The following is a 14,758-nucleotide window of genomic DNA, read 5'->3' as shown; positions in this document are numbered from 1 at the left end:
GCTCGCATACATCTTGCCGAAATGCGGATTGGTCTTGGCGAGATCGGCGTAGATCTCGTTGGCCGCGCCATAGCAGCTTTCCAGCACTTCCTGCGGGAACGGCTTCAGGATCGCGCCGGCCACCAGCAGACGCTTCAGCGCCGGCGGATTGACGTAATCGTATTTGCCGGTCACCCAGGTGAAGGTATCGCGCGACGCGGCGTCGACCGCGGCCTGATAGTGCTTCGGCAGCGTGTTCCACTTGTCGAGATTGATGATGTTGTGACCCTGGCCGGTGCCTTCCCACCAACCGGGATAGTAATAGTACTTCGCGACCTTCACGAAGCCGAGCTTCTCGTCGTCATAGGGCCCGACCCATTCGGCGGCATCGAGCGTGCCCTTCTCCAGCGCGGGATAGATATCGCCCGCCGCGATCTGCTGCGGCACGCCGCCGACCTTGGCGATGATCGTGCCGGCAAAACCGCCGACCCGGAATTTCAGTCCCTTGAGATCGTCGATCGACTTGATCTCCTTCCGGAACCAGCCGCCCATCTGCGCGCCGGTCGACCCGGTCGGAATGCCGATGGTGTTGTATTCCTTCAGCAGATTGTTGATCAGGTCCTGGCCACCGCCCCACTGCAGCCACGAAATGTGCTGCCGCGTGTTCAAGCCGAACGGCAGCGACGTGCCGAACGTGAAAGCGGGGTTCTTGCCCCAATAGTAGTACAGCGCGGTGTTGCCCATCTCGACCGTGCCGTTTGCGACGGCGTCGAGCACCTGCAGACCCGGCACGATTTCGCCGGCGGCGAATGGCTGGATCTGGAAACGATTGTCGGTGATCTCGGCAACGCGCTTGGCGAAATATTCGCAGCCGCCGTAGAGCGTATCCAGCGCCTTGGGCCAGCTCGCGGCATATCGCCATTTGATCTCGGGCATCGACTGCGCGATCGCCGGCGCAGCGACGGCACTTGCGGCCAAGCCCAATCCGCCTGCCGTCAGGAATTTACGACGTTCCATGCGCTTCCCTCCGCTAAGTCGATGCTTCGACCAGGGAACGATCTTGGTGTCGTCTTGTCTTCGTCGACGCTTTCTGTTGAGACGTTGTGGCGTTTCCGAACGGCCCTTGCGGGCACTCGTAGATGGAATTCCGATCGTTGCGGTTCCGCGAGCGAGGATGACCGGGCGCTTCGCCGGAATCAAGTCTCATGTCTCAAGCCTCATGGGCGCCTCGCAGGTGCGAACGCCAGCCTGACGCAAGTCGGGCTGGCACGCGATCTGCTATTCCGTCGCGCAAAAACCAGGGAGGCTCGCGCATGACGGGCAAGACGATCGTGGTCGCCGGAGCGAGCGGTCTCGTCGGCAATGCCGCGTTGCGACACTTCGGCATCTCGAGCGGGTGCGATGTCATTGCCCTGTCCCGGCGGAGGCCGCGCGACCGCTACGGCGCCCGTCATGTCCCGATCGACCTGACCAGCGCAGCGGATTGCGGCCGCGCCGCCTCGGAACTGAGCGGCGCGACGCATCTGATCTACGCTGCGCTCTGCGAGGCGCCGCAGCTCGTCGACGGCTGGCGCGACCCGCAGCAGATCAAGACCAACGATTTGATGCTGCGCAATCTGATGGGTGCGCTCGAGCCGGTCTCACCCGGCCTCAAGCATGTCGCCCTGTTGCAGGGCACCAAGGCCTACGGTGTCCACGTTCGCCCCCTGACCGTGCCGGCCCGCGAAGGCCGCTCCGAAATGTATGAGCAGCCCAACTTCTACTGGGCGCAGGAAAACTTCTTGCGCGACCTCCAAGCCGGCAAGGCTTGGCATTGGAGCATCCTGCGGCCGGTGCTGATCGTCGGCCTCGCCATGGGCGGCGCCATGGATTTGATTCCGCCGCTCGGCGTCTATGCCGCGATCCTGCGCGAGCAGGGCAGGCCGCTCGACTACCCCGGCGGCGCCGCGCAGGTGGGGCAGGCCGTCGATGTCGATCTCCTCGCCCGCGCCATCGCCTGGTCGGGCGAGGCCGAGGCCGCGCGCAACGAGGCCTTCAACGTGACCAATGGCGACGTCTTTACCTGGGAGAACATCTGGCCTGCGGTCGCCGATGCGCTGGAGATGAAGCCGGGCAAGCCGGTCCCGCTGTCGCTCGCGAGGGAATTCCCGAGCTGGGTCGCTCCCTGGGACGCGTTGCGCCGCAAGCACGACCTTGCATCGCCTGCGTTGGCCGAATTCGTCGGCCTCTCGTTCCAATACGCCGATTACAGCCTGCGCTACGGCCACGCCGAATCCGGTCCGCCCTCGATCGTCTCGACCGTGAAGATCAACCGCGCCGGCTTCACCGAGATGATGGATACCGAGGATATGTTCCGGAAGTGGTTCAGGCAGGCGAAGCAAGAGCGGCTGCTTCCCTGACGGAGAACCAAAGCCGATATTCCTGGGTGTTTGCCAGATCGGGAGCGGTCCTCTGGCCGAGCCAGTTCGAACGGCTTCAAGTCTGGCTGGTTCTGAGCTTCCGTGGCCACCACCGTGAGGGTCGGACATCACCTATGGCGGCGATCCTCTGTAGCGGCGAAAAATCGACTTTCCAAAGATCAAGCTCAAACAGCTCGTCGCGCTGATCGAGGTTCAGCGCGACCGACACCAGCACTCCATCGGCATCCTCGAATTCCGCTTCGCCAATACATCGGCCGAAAAGCCGGTCTGCCGCACCGACAAAGAGAAGGCTACCCATCCCACCGTCGTTCATGTCCTCGACGAGGCCAAAATGGTCCTGCAAGGGTGAATGCTGACCTAGAATAAAGGCAACCAAATCACGCTCTTTGGGGGTGAGTGGGCGTGGCATCTTCTTTCTCGTAGCGGCTGGCTTGCGTTGGCTTATATCACGCCGCGCTCGCGATGTCCGTTCCGGCTCATGGCTGACGTATTCCGGTCAAAGTGCAATAGCAGCTTTGATCGTAGGGGATATAGTCTCGTTCTTGCTATCCTCCTTAGACCGAGACCGAGGTTGCCAACACGAATGCGACTGATTTTGCACTTGCTGGTCGGACTGCTCTGCGCCTTAGCGATGATAGCAGCAGGTGCTTTTAGTCACGAAGTGATACGGCCGTTTTTCTTGATCGTTTGGACGCCAGCAACCTGGCTGGTTCGTCTTTCCAACGCGCTATGTCCACCGACAGGCGCAAGATGCTTTCTGGGGTCGGTCAGCCAAGGTGCGCATCATCTTTGGTTTGGGCTATGCCTCCTCGGCTTGGTGGATTGTTTTGTCGTTCGCGATCTGGCCGCTCTTCCGTTTGCGTCGATCGCCTCCGACCTCAAGGCCGATCCCGAAATCTACTTTTTTTCTTAAGCTTTGAGCTACCGTCGTAACCTAAGCTCAACTAAGCCTGGAAGCGATGACTTTACTGATGATCTCTACCTTGGCAGCGCAAGCAAAGTCGGAGGTCTACGTGGGTTGGAAGCTTTTTGCATTCTTCGCTGTCTTGCTCGCGTCTTACGGAATCGGCGACGTTGGGATGTTCAATGCGGTGCAGATGGTCGACCTTGTAATTGAGGTGCTTGCGACCAGCGGTCTCGTGCTGATGGCATTCAAGATTGATTTTCTTCCCGGTACGTTTTGGCGCGGATTCGCTGGCGCATATTTCGCGTACTATTCTATTTGGTTTGCCGAGAAAGCTTTCCTCACCGAGGGAGGGCCTGCGTCCCTCGTTATTGAAAATGCGCTCGCATACGCTGTCTTTCATATCGCCGTCGGCTATGGACTTTGGCTGAATGGTTCGATGCATGAGCAGCACGGCGCCGCGCGTCAGACCAGTGGCTAGACATATCCCAGACGGTTAAGGCGCCCATGTACCTCCTCACCGCCTGCCTGATCGTGGTCGTCTTGAGTGCCGTGATATCGTATCGTCGATCCACGGCTCTATCACGGAACCCTCAGGGAAGGCTTGCGGCATTTCTGCCCGCATTCTGCGCGGCAGGCTTTGCGCTGGTGCTACTAGAGTTTGATCGTATTCAAGGCAAGCAGGAGGTCGGTCCCTTCGCAACGACCTATCTCCTCATGCTTGTTGTGTCCTTCTTTGGCGGCTGGTTCCTTGGCGTTATTGTTGGATTGCCCCACGACAAGCAGCCATGACTCTGGAAACATCCTGTTGATGTCCGTATTGGCCCTAGCTGACCTGCCGCGCGCCGCCGGTGGAGGACAGCTTCTGACCCAGAGCCGACGTTGCAACAGCAGCTTCCGCGTCTATGATGGGGTTGAATGAGGAAAGTTTCTGACACAGCGGCGCGCAGGCTTCGCACATGGCTCTTTAGCGTGGCAATTTGCTTCGCAAGCTGCACAAGTGCAACTGCATGCTTCAATACACCGATCAGCATTCTATTCGAAAGCGCCCCGGCTGATATTGATGCGCCCGTGATCATTGAGGCGATAATCAAAGACAAATCCAACGTAAGCGACGCCGCAGGCCACATGACTATAATCATGAACGCGCGTGTTAACAGAGTGATCAAAGGCGCAGTCGGTGCCACACAGCTGAAGATAGTTATTGCCCGGACCGCTTGTACCCACGTTGGTCCCGGTCGCGGCATCATTCTCGGAACACTTCGAGACGATCCGCAGCTTGGGCTCGTGCTACAAGCAATTCAGAGGTCCGACATGCGGAAATGGTCAAAAGAGTTCTTGCGAAGGCAAAACAGTTGGGACGATACAAATTATGACAAATGAGCGCCCGGACGCTCGGTGTCGGCATTTCAAGATTGTGGTTTGAGGTCTTCTCCTGGCCCATCTCGGACCTTCCGACCGGCGGGGATGATGTCCGCTCCCGGTGCTCAATAGGACGTAAGCAGCCGGGATGCCGAAGGGCCGCTTGTGACCCATAGCAGACGCGGCGTAGTTTTCATCCGGCACGGGCGTGATAAGGTCTCGGAATTGCAGGCCCGATGTTGTTTAGGAGAGACCGATGAATTTGCGAGTCATTTCTGCGGCATGCTCTATCGCGGCTTTTGGATCATCTATGATGCCATTCGGTGCGCTCGGCCAGAAGCAGTCGTTGAAAGAGCAGTTGGTCGGTACGTGGACGCTGCTTTCGTGGGCGCAGAAGAAAAGCGATGGCACCAAGGTAGAGCGTTACGGGTCCAAGCCGAACGGCATGGCGAGCTTTGATGCGAGTGGGAGATACCTCATCACGGTGATGCGGTCAGATCGCGCCAAATATGCAAGCGATGCCCTATGGCAGGGTACCCCTGAAGAGAACAAAGAAACGGCGGATGGCACGATCACTTACTTTGGAACTTATGCCGTGGCGGACGCGGAGAGCAGCATCACGATACATATCGAAGGCAGTTCGTTTCCAAACTGGGATGGCACCGACCAGAAACGGTTTGTGGCAATTGACGGAGACCGGCTTACACTGACTGTCCGTCCACCCGGTAGAGACGTAGTGGACGTGGTTTTCAAGCGAGCAAAGTGATCGAGGCTTGTGTCCGGTATTGGCCCGTAGCTGACCTGTAGGCGACTTCAGCTTGAGTCCGCAAAGCGTCGGGCAGCGGACATCGCTCAGGTCGCCCAATGAATCTCGATTTATGAATGTGCGGCCTGATCTGCGCTTGCAAAGGCCGCTTCCATTACCTTCCGCGTCCTGACCGTCTCGTTGCCCGCGTCGAACTCGACGTCGCTCCAGCGCACGATCTCGCCGTGGGCGACGTCGTGCTTCAGCTTCAGTCGGTGCGCCAGCCCGATCGGCAGCGCGCCGGCCTTGAGGCTCGCGGTCGCCGGCAACAGCTTGCCCCATACCGTGTAGCCGCCTTCGCCGTCCAGCATCTCGCCGGCGCGCAAATTGCGTTTGGCCACGGAAGCGACGTCGCCGCGGAAACCATGGGGTTGCCCGGTCGGCTCGCCCCGCAACGCAGCCGACAGCACGGAGATGTTCAGCTCGAGGCCGATCAAATGATAGGGCTTGTACATCGCCGCGTACCGTCCGCTGCCGTCGGTCTTCAGGCCGTATTGCCTGAAGCAGTCGGCCGCGTAGTCGTTCGGCGCTTCCAGCACGACGTAGACGCCCCAACGCAGGTCGCGGAACACCGGCCTTCCGTCGCGCTCGAGCGAAGAGACGACTTCGACGACGCCGGAGCGCTCCAGCACGCCGCCGCGCGAGCGCGGCCGCATGACGTGCGGGAGATCGTCGACGCCGCAGGGCGGAAACAGAAGTCCCTCCGTCGGCACGTCGAGACCGCAGGCGTTCGCGATCGCGGCCATCTCGATCGCCGATTTGGTGCCGTCGAGGAAGGAGTTGAACATCTGCGGATTCATCCCGGCCGATTGCGCCTCGCCCGCGGTCAACCCGTAATGCTGCCAGACGCTGTCAGGCGTCACGTCGTGATAGGCCGGCAGATATTTTGTCCCTTTGCCGGCGGCGACCACGTGAAAACCGGTGGCGCGAGCCCAATCCACCATCTCCGCGGTCAGCGCCGGCTGGTCGCCATAGGCGAGCGAATAGACCACGCCGGCCTTGCGGGCTTCCTCGGCGAGCAGCGGACCCGCCAGCACGTCGGCCTCGACATTGACCATCACGATATGCTTGCCCGCCGCGATCGCGGCACGCGCATGCTTGATGCCGGCGGCCGGATTGCCGGTCGCCTCCACCACCACGTCCATCGCGCCGCCCGCAATCGCGCGCGCGCCGTCATCGGTGAAGACGGTGGCGGCGATGCGGGCCTCGTCCCACCCGACCGTGCGGCAGGCCTCGCGCGCACGATCCCGGTCGATGTCGACAATGATGGGAACCACGAGCCCCGGCGTGTGCGGCACCTGCGCCAAAAACATCGAGCCGAATTTGCCGGCGCCGATCAGCGCCACACGGACGGGCTTGCCGGCGGAAGCGCGAGCCTGGAGGAGGCGGAAGAGGTTCATGGGGCTTGTCCTAAGCGCAACGATTGAAGCTCGTCATTCCGGGGCGCGCGAAGCGCGAGCCCGGAATCCATCCATCCGCGACTTCTGCGGCCTGATGGATTCCGGGCCCGACGCTACGCGCCGCCCCGGAATGACGCTTACTCCGCCGCCTGCCGCGGCGCACGGGCGAGCCGCACCAGCGCGTCGTCCGCCACCGTCTTGATCGGCGCGAAGTCGCGATGCGCGATGTACTCCGGCCGCGTCGGGGTTCGGATGTAGTTCGAGACCGCGTTCAGCGTCAGGTACACGATCTTGCGCGGATAGGGCGTGATGTTGCCGGCCGAGCCATGCACGAGATTGCCGTGGAACATCAGCATGCCACCGGGCTTGCCGGTCGGCGCCACGATGCCGCCCTGCTTGACCAGCCCTGTCACGGTCTCCTCGTCCAGCGTCCACAGCGGATACGAAGTCGTCGCAAGGTCGTGCGAGGCCTTGAGGTCGCCGGCGTTCTGGCTCTGCGGCACCAGCATCAGCGGGCCGTTGATTGGCATCACCTCGTCGAGGAAGATCGCGATGTTCATCGCGCGCGGCTCCGGCATGCCGTCGTCGCGCTTCCAGGTGCCGTAATCCTGGTGCCATTGCCAGACGTCGCCGGTGAAGGCGGATTTTGCGTTGATCTTGAACTGGTGCATGTAGACCTGCTCGCCGAACAATTGCTCGACCGGGTCGATCATGCGCGGATGCGCACCCAGAATGCGGAACGCTTCGTTGTAGAGATGCGCGGCAAAGGCGGTGCGTGGCGCGCCGCTCTTCTCGCGCCAGACTTCCGGCCGGTCCGCGTCATAGATGGCGACCGCCTCGCGCGCGAGGAGATCGACCTCCTCCGGGCTGAACAATTCCGGCAGGAACAGCCAGCCCTCGCGGTGGAAGAACTCCAATTGCTCCTGGGACAGTTTCATGGCGCGTCCTCCTTTGGTTTGTTTCTTGTCATTCCGGAGCGCGACGAAGTCGCGAACCCGGAATCCATTTCTCCGCAGCATAAGCCGTCCGATGGATTCCGGGCTCGATGCTGCGCATCGCCCCGGAACGACAGCGTGTGCGGTTACGCCGCCTCTTCCGTCGCCCTCAATCTCTCTTCGGTCATTCGTCCCGCCGTCTGCGCGTGCGCAAGCGCCGCACGCTCGGCCGCCTTCGCGTCGCCCGCGAGAATGTGTCCGGCAATGTCGGCATGCTCGGCCCAGGCGCTGCCGCGATAGTCGAGCTCGGACAGCACCGTCGCCATCGAGCGGCGCATATGCGGCCATTGCGGCGTGATCGTCTCCTCGATCACGGGATTGCCGGCGAGCCGATAGATCGCGCGATGAAACTCGACGTCGAGCGCGATCAGCTCGGCGAGCGTGGTCTTGCCGTCGATTCCGCGTCCGGCGGCGAGCGCCGCCTCCAGCCGCGCGCGTCCCGACGCATCGGTCCCGGCGCGTTCGCCGGCGAGCCGCGCCGCCAGCGCATCGATCGCGCCGCGCACCTCGTAGAGCTGGCGGATGCGTGCGGGATCGAGCTGGGTGACTTCAAAGCCGCGCCGGCCGCTCTCGGCCACGAGTCCCTGCCGGTGCAACAGGTGCAGCGCATGCGACACCGGCTGGCGCGATACGCCGAGCCGGTCGGCGAGCTCGTTCTGCCGGATGCGCTGGCCGGGCTGCAGCGTGCGGTCGGAGATCGCCTCCAGGATCCGCGCATAGACCTGGTCGATCAAGTTCGGAAGCGGGTCGAGGGGGATCACGCCGGCAGCTCCCAGAACGGTAACAGGGAATACGGAATTCCGTATTCAAAGATACGGCGAGAGGATAAGGGCGTCAAGCGCGACCAAACGGGGCATCGGGCCCGTTTTTTGCGCCCCGCCAAGTCATTGATATTGCTGAGGTCGGCTACTGTGCATGGGGTTGTTTTCGAGGAAAAAGAAAAAGAGGGGTGAGGCACCTACTCCGCCAGGAACGCTTTCACCGCCTCGCCGAACTCCAGCGGCGCCTGCTCGAACATCCAGTGCCCGGCATTGGGGATCACGGCCGTCTTCGCCCCAGCGATGTGCTCGGCCAGCACGCGCCACATCACCGACAGGCTCCCCGTCGTCGCGCCGCCGCCGATCAGGAGCGTCGGGGTCGTGATCGCTTGCGCATCCGCGAGCGTGTAGGGCCTGCGCTGCTCGTTGATCTGGCCGAGCAAGGTGATCGCGTTGTCGCGCAATTGCTGCTTGGCCGCCGCCGGCACGCGCCGCCACGAGCCGTCGCCTTCGATGCCTTCATAGAAGTTCTGCAGCGCACCTTCGATGTCGCCGGCACGGATCATCTCGACCGAGCGCGCTGTGCGCGCGGCCAGCGGCGGATGTGTGGGCGTGCCGGCGGGCACCGGCAGGCTTGCATCGAGATCGCCGCCGGGCTCTGCCAGCACCAGCTTGCGCAACAGATCGGGCCGCTCTTGGGCCACGCGAAACGCGATGTGGCCGCCGCGCGAATGGCCCATCAGATCGACCGGCGCGGGTTTGACCTGCTCGATGAAAGCGATCACGTCAGCGACGTGTTGGGCCATCTTGTAGTCGTCGCCGACGGCATCCCAATGCTCGGGAAAGAAATGCCGCAGGCTGACCGAGATCACGCGATGCGATTTCGACAGCGGGCCGAGCACTGGATACCAGGTGCGGAAATCGCCGAGCGTGCCGTGCACGCAGACCAGCGGATGGCCCTCGCCGACTTCGAGATAGGCCATGTCGTAACCATTGACGCGAAATGTCTGCATGATCAGCCCGCTAGAAAATCCAGCACCACTTCGGAGTATTTCTGCGGCGCCTGCTCGAACATCGGGTGCGTTGCGTTCGGGATGACGGCCGTCCTGGAATACGGCACATGGGCGGCGAGCGCATGCAGCACTTTCGGCAGCAGGCCCTTGGTCCGCGCGCCCAGGATGAATAGCGTCGGCATCTTGATGGACTCCGCGTCCGCCTTCGAGAACGGCGGGCGGTTGTCGCGGACCTGACCGATCAGCGTGAAGGCGTTGTCGCGCAGATTCTGCTTCACCAGCGCCGGCAGCCGCGGCCAGGTGCCGGGCCCTTCCAGCGTGTCGACGAAGACGGCAAGGCCGCCGTCGATGTCGCCGGCCGCGATCTTCTCGGCCGAGGCCGTGAACCGCGCCAGCAGTGGCGAGGGGTCGCCGGCATAATCGGGGTCGAGGCTCGCATCGAGCTCCCCGCCGGGCTCGGCCAGCACCAGCCGCCGGAGCAGATCCGGCCGCCGCTGCGCGACGCGGAAGCAGATGTGCCCGCCGCGGGAATGGCCCATCAAATCGACCGGGCCGAGGTCGAGCCTGTCTATGAAGGCGATGACGTCCTCGACATGCTGGGCGATCGAATAGGTGTCGCCGACGCCATCCCATCGCGCCGGGAAGAAATGCCGCAGGCTGACGCAGATCAGCCGGTGCCGCTGGGATAGCGGCCCGAGCACGCAGCCCCAGACACGGAAGTCGTTGAGCGAACCATGCACGCAAACCAGCGGTGGTCGGCCCCGGTCTTCGCCCACGTCGAGATAGGGCATGTCGTATCCGTTGACGTGGAGGCTTTGCATTCTGGGCTCGCGAAAAGGGGAGGCGGAACTCCTGTGCAAGATTCCCGGAAACCGGGTGGATCGCAACTATTTCCAAGCCTAGATTTGGGCTCAGATCACAATGGGGCATGCGAGGGAACGCAAGCCAGAGACCGAACCATGACCGACCAGCATTTTGCCCTGTTCGACAGCAAGATCGGCCTTTGCGCCATTGCCTGGGGTCCGCGCGGCATCAACGGCACGCAACTGCCGATGGGCGGTGAGCAGAAGATCCGCACCCGCATCAGCCAGCGCCATGCCGATGCCAGCGAAGCCGAGCCGACCGCCGAAGTGCAGCAGGCGATCGACCGCATCACAAAACTGCTCGCGGGCGAGCCGGATGACCTCACCGACATTCCGCTCGATCTCGACGGCGTGCCCGACTTCAACCGCGGCGTCTACGCCATCGCCCGCACCATTCCGCCAGGCAAGACCATCACCTATGGCGACATCGCCAGGCAGCTCGGCGGCGTCGAGCTGTCGCGTGACGTCGGCCAGGCGCTCGGCCGCAACCCGTGCCCGATCGTCGTGCCCTGCCATCGCGTGCTGGCGGCCGGCAACAAGCCCGGCGGCTTCTCCGCGAATGGCGGCGTGGTGACGAAGCTGAAGATGCTCGAGATCGAAGGCGCGCTGGTGAACCACACGCCGAGCTTGTTCGATTGAGGCGATGCCGCCGCGGGCTAAATCTTCGCCGCCGCCTTCGGCCAATATTTGTCGCGCAAATGCCGCTTCACCAGCTTGCCGGTCGGCGTCCGCGGCAGCTCGGCTTCGAAATCGATCGAGCGCGGGCATTTGATCGTCGAGAGGCGGCTCTTGCAGTAGGCGATCAGGTCGGCCTCGAGCTCGCTGCCGGCGCGCTTGGGATCGTGCGGCTGCACCACGGCCTTGACCTCTTCGCCCATATCCTCGTTCGGCACACCGAACACGGCGACGTCGGCGACCTCAGGGTGGGTGATGAGTACGTCCTCGGTCTCCTGCGGGTAGATGTTCACGCCGCCCGAGATGACCATGTAGGACTTGCGGTCGGTGAGAAAGAGAAAGCCGTCTTTATCGAGATAACCGACGTCGCCGAGCGTCGACCAGCCTTTTGCGTTGTAGGCCTTCTTCGTCTTCTCGGGATCGTTGTGATAGGTGAAAACCGGCGCATCGGCGAAATAGACCGTGCCGATCTCGCCCGTTGGCTGCTCCTTGTCGTTCTCGTCGAGAATCTTGATCTTGCCGACCACGGCGCGGCCGACGCTGCCGCGGTGCTCCAGCCATTCTTTCGAGTTGCAGACGGTGACGCCGTTGCCTTCGGAGCCCGCGTAATACTCGATCAGGATCGGCCCCCACCATTCGATCATCTTGGCCTTGACCTCGACCGGGCAGGGGGCGGCGGCGTGGATCGCGCCCTTCAGTGTCGAGACGTCGTAGCGGTTGCGGACCTCGTCCGGCAGCTTCAGCATGCGCACGAACATGGTCGGCACGAGCTGCGCGTGGGTCACCTTGTACTTTTCGACCAGCTTCAGGAAATCTTCGGCGTCAAAGTGCTCCATGATGATGGAAGTGCCGCCGAGCAGGATCGCCATCATGTTGAAGCGCAAGGGAGCGGCGTGATAAAGCGGAGCCGGTGAGAGATAAATAGTCTCGGCGTTCATGCCGCACATGCTGGCGCAGAGCACACGCAGAAACGCGTTCGGCTCGTCGATCGGCTTGCCCTCGAACGCCTTCTTGATGCCCTTGGGTCGGCCCGTGGTGCCCGACGAATATAGCATGTCATAGCCGGCGACCTCGTCGGCGATCGGCGTTGTTGGCTGGGCGGCCGCTTCCTTGTCGTAGGAGCGGAAGCCTGACAGTGGCTCGTCCATCATGTAGAAGGCCGGCTCGCCGGGCGCGCCCTTGATCAGGGCCTTGATTTGGTCGGCGCATTTCGGCGTCGTGATCACGACCTTGGCGCCGCAATCGGCGATGATGTAGTCGATCTCGTCCTGCTTCAAATAGCGGCTGATCGCGGTGTAATAGAGCCCGCTGCGTTGCGCCGCCCAGCAGATCTCCATGAAGGCGAGGCGGTTCTCCATCAGCAGCGCGATGTGGTCGCCGGCCTTCAGCCCGAGCGAGCGGAACAGGTGCGCCCCCTGGTTCGAAAGCTCGTCGAGCTCACGATAGGTGATCGCCTTGCCGGTCCCGGCCATCTGATAGGCGATCTTGTCGGGTGTGGCGCGGGCGTAGATGGAGGGGTGAGTCATAAGCGCGGTCCTAAGGCATACGGGACGACACTATTGGCGAGTAACGGCTTACAGCCGCTCCACGATCGTCACGTTCGCCATGCCGCCACCTTCGCACATGGTCTGCAGGCCGTAGCGCTTGCCGCGCTGATGCAGGGCATGCACCAGCGTCGTCATCAGCTTGGTGCCGGAGCAGCCGAGCGGATGGCCGAGCGCGATGGCGCCGCCATTGACGTTGAGACGTTCCGGATCGGCGCCGGTGGTCTTCAACCACCCCGTCGGTACCGAAGCAAAGGCCTCGTTGACTTCGAACAGGTCGATATCGTCGATCGTCATGCCGGCCTTTTCCAGCGCGCGCTTGGTGGCGTGCAGCGGTGCGTCGAGCATGATCACGGGATCGCCGCCCATCATGGTCATGTGGTGGACGCGCGCCAGTGGCTTCACGCCGAGCTGCTTGAGGCCACGCTCGTTCACCACCATCACGCCGGAGGCGCCATCGCAGATCTGGCTGGCGCTGGCCGCGGAGAGCTTGCCGTTCTCGGCGATCAGCTTGACGCCCTTGATGCCGTCGAGCGTGGCGTCGAAGCGGATGCCCTCGTCGATGTGGTGGGTGTCCTTGGAGCCGTCGGCGCGGGTGATCTCGAGCGGCACGATCTCCTTCTTGAAGTGGCCGGCCTGGGTTGCCGCGATCGCGCGCTGATGGCTGTTGTAGGAGTACTCGTCGAGCTCATCCTTGGAGAGGCCGTACTTCTCGGCCATCATCTCGGCGCCGGTGAACTGGCTGAACACGATGTTCGGATAACGCTGCTCGATGCCCGGGCTCTTGTAATTGCCAAAGCCGTTCTTGGCCGGAAGCTGCGACGACAGGCCCATCGGCACGCGCGTCATCGATTCCACGCCGGCGGCGATCACCACGTCCATCGCGCCGGACATCACGGCCTGGGCTGCGAAGTGCAGCGCCTGCTGCGAGGAACCGCACTGGCGGTCGATCGAGGTGCCCGGCACGCTCTCCGGCAGTTTCGAGGCCATGATCGCGTTGCGCGCGACGTTGTTGGACTGCTCGCCGACCTGCATGACGCAGCCCATGATCACGTCCTCGACCAGCGCGGGATCGACCTTGGTGCGGTCGACCAGCTCGTCCAGCACCTTCGCGGCGAGATCGGCCGGATGCCATCCGGCGAGGCGGCCCCCCTTGCGCCCACCGGCGGTACGCGCAGCGGCGACGATGTAAGCCTCGGCCATGTCGGTTTCTCCCTGGATTATTCTGAATGGTTGGTTGTCGGGGCGGATTTAAGGGGCGACTGGTCGTTTAGTCAATCGATCAATTAACTCTTGTGGAGAGGCGCTGCTTGGGCTTATCTGCGGCGGCTCTCGCGCTAAATCGGGGATCTCCGTGACTACCAGCGTACCGAACAGGCTCCCCAGCGGAAAGAATTCCACGGCAGAGAAATTGCTCGTGGCCGCGAGCGAGCTGATGATCGAACGCTCCTCGATCGAGATTTCGCTGAGCGACATCGCCCAGAAGTCCGGCGCCAACGCCGCGCTGGTCAAATATCACTTCGGCAACAAGGACGGCCTGCTGTTGGCGCTGCTCGAGCGCGACGCGGGGACGGAACTGTCCAATCTCGAATATCTGCTGGCGCAGCCGATCACGCCGACCGCGAAGCTGAAGCTGCACATCGGCGGCATCATCCGCGCCTATCACCGGTTTCCCTACATGAACCGGTTGATTCACTATCTGCTGCACGAGAGCGTCGCGGGCTCCGCGGACGAAGTCTCGAAATTCTTCGTCGCGCCGCTGCTGGATTTCCATCGCCGCCTGCTCGCCGAAGGCGTCAGCCGCGGCGAATTCCGCGCCACCGATCCGGTGCTGTTCTACACCAGCCTGATCGGCGCCTGCGATCATTTGTTCTTCGGCCGGCACGCGATGTCGCGCGCGACCGGCGTCGGCCCGGTCACCGACGACGTCTGCCGGCAATACATCAAGCACATGGAAACGCTGATCTGCGGCGGCATCCTCACGAATATCGAGGAAGCTGCCACGGCCGGATAATCTGGCCAGAACGCAGAAGTCTAGAG

At 62.7% G+C, this 14,758-nt stretch carries 16 protein-coding genes (1 of these 16 only partly in view); 7 read left to right on the top strand and 9 right to left on the bottom strand.

Annotated elements, in window-relative coordinates; translation table 11 throughout:
• Positions 1-996, bottom strand: the 5' portion of a protein-coding gene (locus AC0L30_RS09605) for a TRAP transporter substrate-binding protein (protein WP_219680430.1). Its footprint begins 93 nt before the window's first position; the window shows 996 of its 1,089 coding nt (coding positions 1-996); it begins with the start codon at positions 994-996; its stop codon lies off the left edge, out of view.
• 296 nt (positions 997-1,292) lie between these two features.
• On the opposite strand from AC0L30_RS09605, the gene AC0L30_RS09600 reads away from it, so the two are divergent.
• Positions 1,293-2,378, top strand: coding sequence for an NAD-dependent epimerase/dehydratase family protein (locus tag AC0L30_RS09600; RefSeq protein WP_473404190.1), 1,086 nt, complete (start codon positions 1,293-1,295; stop codon positions 2,376-2,378).
• Between the two features lie 76 nt (positions 2,379-2,454).
• On the opposite strand, the gene AC0L30_RS09595 is transcribed toward AC0L30_RS09600, so the two are convergent.
• Positions 2,455-2,808, bottom strand: a complete 354-nt coding sequence (locus AC0L30_RS09595) for a DUF6984 family protein (RefSeq protein WP_473367310.1) — start codon at positions 2,806-2,808, stop codon at positions 2,455-2,457.
• Positions 2,809-2,982: 174 nt separating this feature from the next.
• On the opposite strand from AC0L30_RS09595, the gene AC0L30_RS09590 reads away from it, so the two are divergent.
• The 4 genes from AC0L30_RS09590 to AC0L30_RS09575 all read left to right on the top strand — a co-directional run bounded on the left by AC0L30_RS09590 (position 2,983) and on the right by AC0L30_RS09575 (position 5,431).
• On the top strand, positions 2,983-3,312 hold the full coding sequence (locus tag AC0L30_RS09590; protein WP_473367311.1) for a hypothetical protein: 330 nt from the start codon (positions 2,983-2,985) through the stop codon (positions 3,310-3,312).
• A 58-nt stretch (positions 3,313-3,370) separates the two neighbouring features.
• Positions 3,371-3,784: a hypothetical protein gene (locus tag AC0L30_RS09585; protein ID WP_473367312.1), complete on the top strand. Its 414-nt coding sequence runs from the start codon at positions 3,371-3,373 to the stop codon at positions 3,782-3,784.
• A 26-nt stretch (positions 3,785-3,810) separates the two neighbouring features.
• Positions 3,811-4,095, top strand: coding sequence for a hypothetical protein (locus AC0L30_RS09580; RefSeq protein WP_473367313.1), 285 nt, complete (start codon positions 3,811-3,813; stop codon positions 4,093-4,095).
• 826 nt (positions 4,096-4,921) lie between these two features.
• On the top strand, positions 4,922-5,431 hold the full coding sequence (locus AC0L30_RS09575; RefSeq protein ID WP_473404189.1) for a lipocalin-like domain-containing protein: 510 nt from the start codon (positions 4,922-4,924) through the stop codon (positions 5,429-5,431).
• Between the two features lie 110 nt (positions 5,432-5,541).
• Here the strand turns inward: AC0L30_RS09575 and AC0L30_RS09570 are convergent, their stop codons facing one another.
• From AC0L30_RS09570 to AC0L30_RS09550, 5 genes are all read right to left on the bottom strand, one after another.
• Positions 5,542-6,870 (bottom strand): NAD(P)H-dependent oxidoreductase, encoded by a 1,329-nt coding sequence (locus AC0L30_RS09570; protein WP_473404188.1) that lies wholly within the window; start codon positions 6,868-6,870, stop codon positions 5,542-5,544.
• A 137-nt stretch (positions 6,871-7,007) separates the two neighbouring features.
• Positions 7,008-7,808: a phytanoyl-CoA dioxygenase family protein gene (locus tag AC0L30_RS09565; RefSeq protein WP_473404187.1), complete on the bottom strand. Its 801-nt coding sequence runs from the start codon at positions 7,806-7,808 to the stop codon at positions 7,008-7,010.
• A 143-nt stretch (positions 7,809-7,951) separates the two neighbouring features.
• Entirely contained in the window at positions 7,952-8,626 is a 675-nt protein-coding gene (locus AC0L30_RS09560; RefSeq protein WP_354171425.1) for a GntR family transcriptional regulator, read from the bottom strand.
• Positions 8,627-8,823: 197 nt separating this feature from the next.
• Positions 8,824-9,636, bottom strand: coding sequence for an alpha/beta fold hydrolase (locus tag AC0L30_RS09555; protein WP_473404186.1), 813 nt, complete (start codon positions 9,634-9,636; stop codon positions 8,824-8,826).
• A gap of 2 nt (positions 9,637-9,638) precedes the next feature.
• Positions 9,639-10,457, bottom strand: coding sequence for an alpha/beta fold hydrolase (locus AC0L30_RS09550; RefSeq protein ID WP_473404185.1), 819 nt, complete (start codon positions 10,455-10,457; stop codon positions 9,639-9,641).
• A 138-nt stretch (positions 10,458-10,595) separates the two neighbouring features.
• On the opposite strand from AC0L30_RS09550, the gene AC0L30_RS09545 reads away from it, so the two are divergent.
• Positions 10,596-11,138 carry a methylated-DNA--[protein]-cysteine S-methyltransferase gene (locus tag AC0L30_RS09545; RefSeq protein WP_473367318.1) on the top strand — a complete coding sequence of 181 codons (543 nt, stop codon included), beginning with the start codon at positions 10,596-10,598 and terminating at the stop codon, positions 11,136-11,138.
• Between the two features lie 17 nt (positions 11,139-11,155).
• On the opposite strand, the gene AC0L30_RS09540 is transcribed toward AC0L30_RS09545, so the two are convergent.
• Positions 11,156-12,700 carry an acyl-CoA synthetase gene (locus AC0L30_RS09540; RefSeq protein ID WP_473404184.1) on the bottom strand — a complete coding sequence of 515 codons (1,545 nt, stop codon included), beginning with the start codon at positions 12,698-12,700 and terminating at the stop codon, positions 11,156-11,158.
• A gap of 48 nt (positions 12,701-12,748) precedes the next feature.
• Positions 12,749-13,921 (bottom strand): acetyl-CoA C-acetyltransferase, encoded by a 1,173-nt coding sequence (locus AC0L30_RS09535; RefSeq protein ID WP_473404183.1) that lies wholly within the window; start codon positions 13,919-13,921, stop codon positions 12,749-12,751.
• A gap of 208 nt (positions 13,922-14,129) precedes the next feature.
• Here AC0L30_RS09535 and AC0L30_RS09530 point away from each other — a divergent pair, with 208 nt between their 5' ends.
• Positions 14,130-14,732, top strand: coding sequence for a TetR family transcriptional regulator (locus tag AC0L30_RS09530; RefSeq protein ID WP_473404231.1), 603 nt, complete (start codon positions 14,130-14,132; stop codon positions 14,730-14,732).
• The last annotated feature ends 26 nt before the right edge of the window (positions 14,733-14,758 follow it).

The organism is Bradyrhizobium sp. MI1.11 (assembly GCF_055811255.1).
This window is presented reverse-complemented; position numbering and strand designations above follow the sequence as displayed.

Bases quoted from the DNA above. Each gene is read 5' to 3' on its own strand.
- AC0L30_RS09600 (WP_473404190.1), top strand. From the start codon at position 1,293: ATGACGGGCAAGACGATCGTGGTCGCCGGAGCGAGCGGTCTCGTCGGC.
- AC0L30_RS09595 (WP_473367310.1), bottom strand. From the start codon at position 2,808: ATGCCACGCCCACTCACCCCCAAAGAGCGTGATTTGGTTGCCTTTATT.
- AC0L30_RS09590 (WP_473367311.1), top strand. From the start codon at position 2,983: ATGCGACTGATTTTGCACTTGCTGGTCGGACTGCTCTGCGCCTTAGCG.
- AC0L30_RS09585 (WP_473367312.1), top strand. From the start codon at position 3,371: ATGATCTCTACCTTGGCAGCGCAAGCAAAGTCGGAGGTCTACGTGGGT.
- AC0L30_RS09580 (WP_473367313.1), top strand. From the start codon at position 3,811: ATGTACCTCCTCACCGCCTGCCTGATCGTGGTCGTCTTGAGTGCCGTG.
- AC0L30_RS09575 (WP_473404189.1), top strand. From the start codon at position 4,922: ATGAATTTGCGAGTCATTTCTGCGGCATGCTCTATCGCGGCTTTTGGA.
- AC0L30_RS09570 (WP_473404188.1), bottom strand. From the start codon at position 6,870: ATGAACCTCTTCCGCCTCCTCCAGGCTCGCGCTTCCGCCGGCAAGCCC.
- AC0L30_RS09565 (WP_473404187.1), bottom strand. From the start codon at position 7,808: ATGAAACTGTCCCAGGAGCAATTGGAGTTCTTCCACCGCGAGGGCTGG.
- AC0L30_RS09555 (WP_473404186.1), bottom strand. From the start codon at position 9,636: ATGCAGACATTTCGCGTCAATGGTTACGACATGGCCTATCTCGAAGTC.
- AC0L30_RS09550 (WP_473404185.1), bottom strand. From the start codon at position 10,457: ATGCAAAGCCTCCACGTCAACGGATACGACATGCCCTATCTCGACGTG.
- AC0L30_RS09545 (WP_473367318.1), top strand. From the start codon at position 10,596: ATGACCGACCAGCATTTTGCCCTGTTCGACAGCAAGATCGGCCTTTGC.
- AC0L30_RS09540 (WP_473404184.1), bottom strand. From the start codon at position 12,700: ATGACTCACCCCTCCATCTACGCCCGCGCCACACCCGACAAGATCGCC.
- AC0L30_RS09535 (WP_473404183.1), bottom strand. From the start codon at position 13,921: ATGGCCGAGGCTTACATCGTCGCCGCTGCGCGTACCGCCGGTGGGCGC.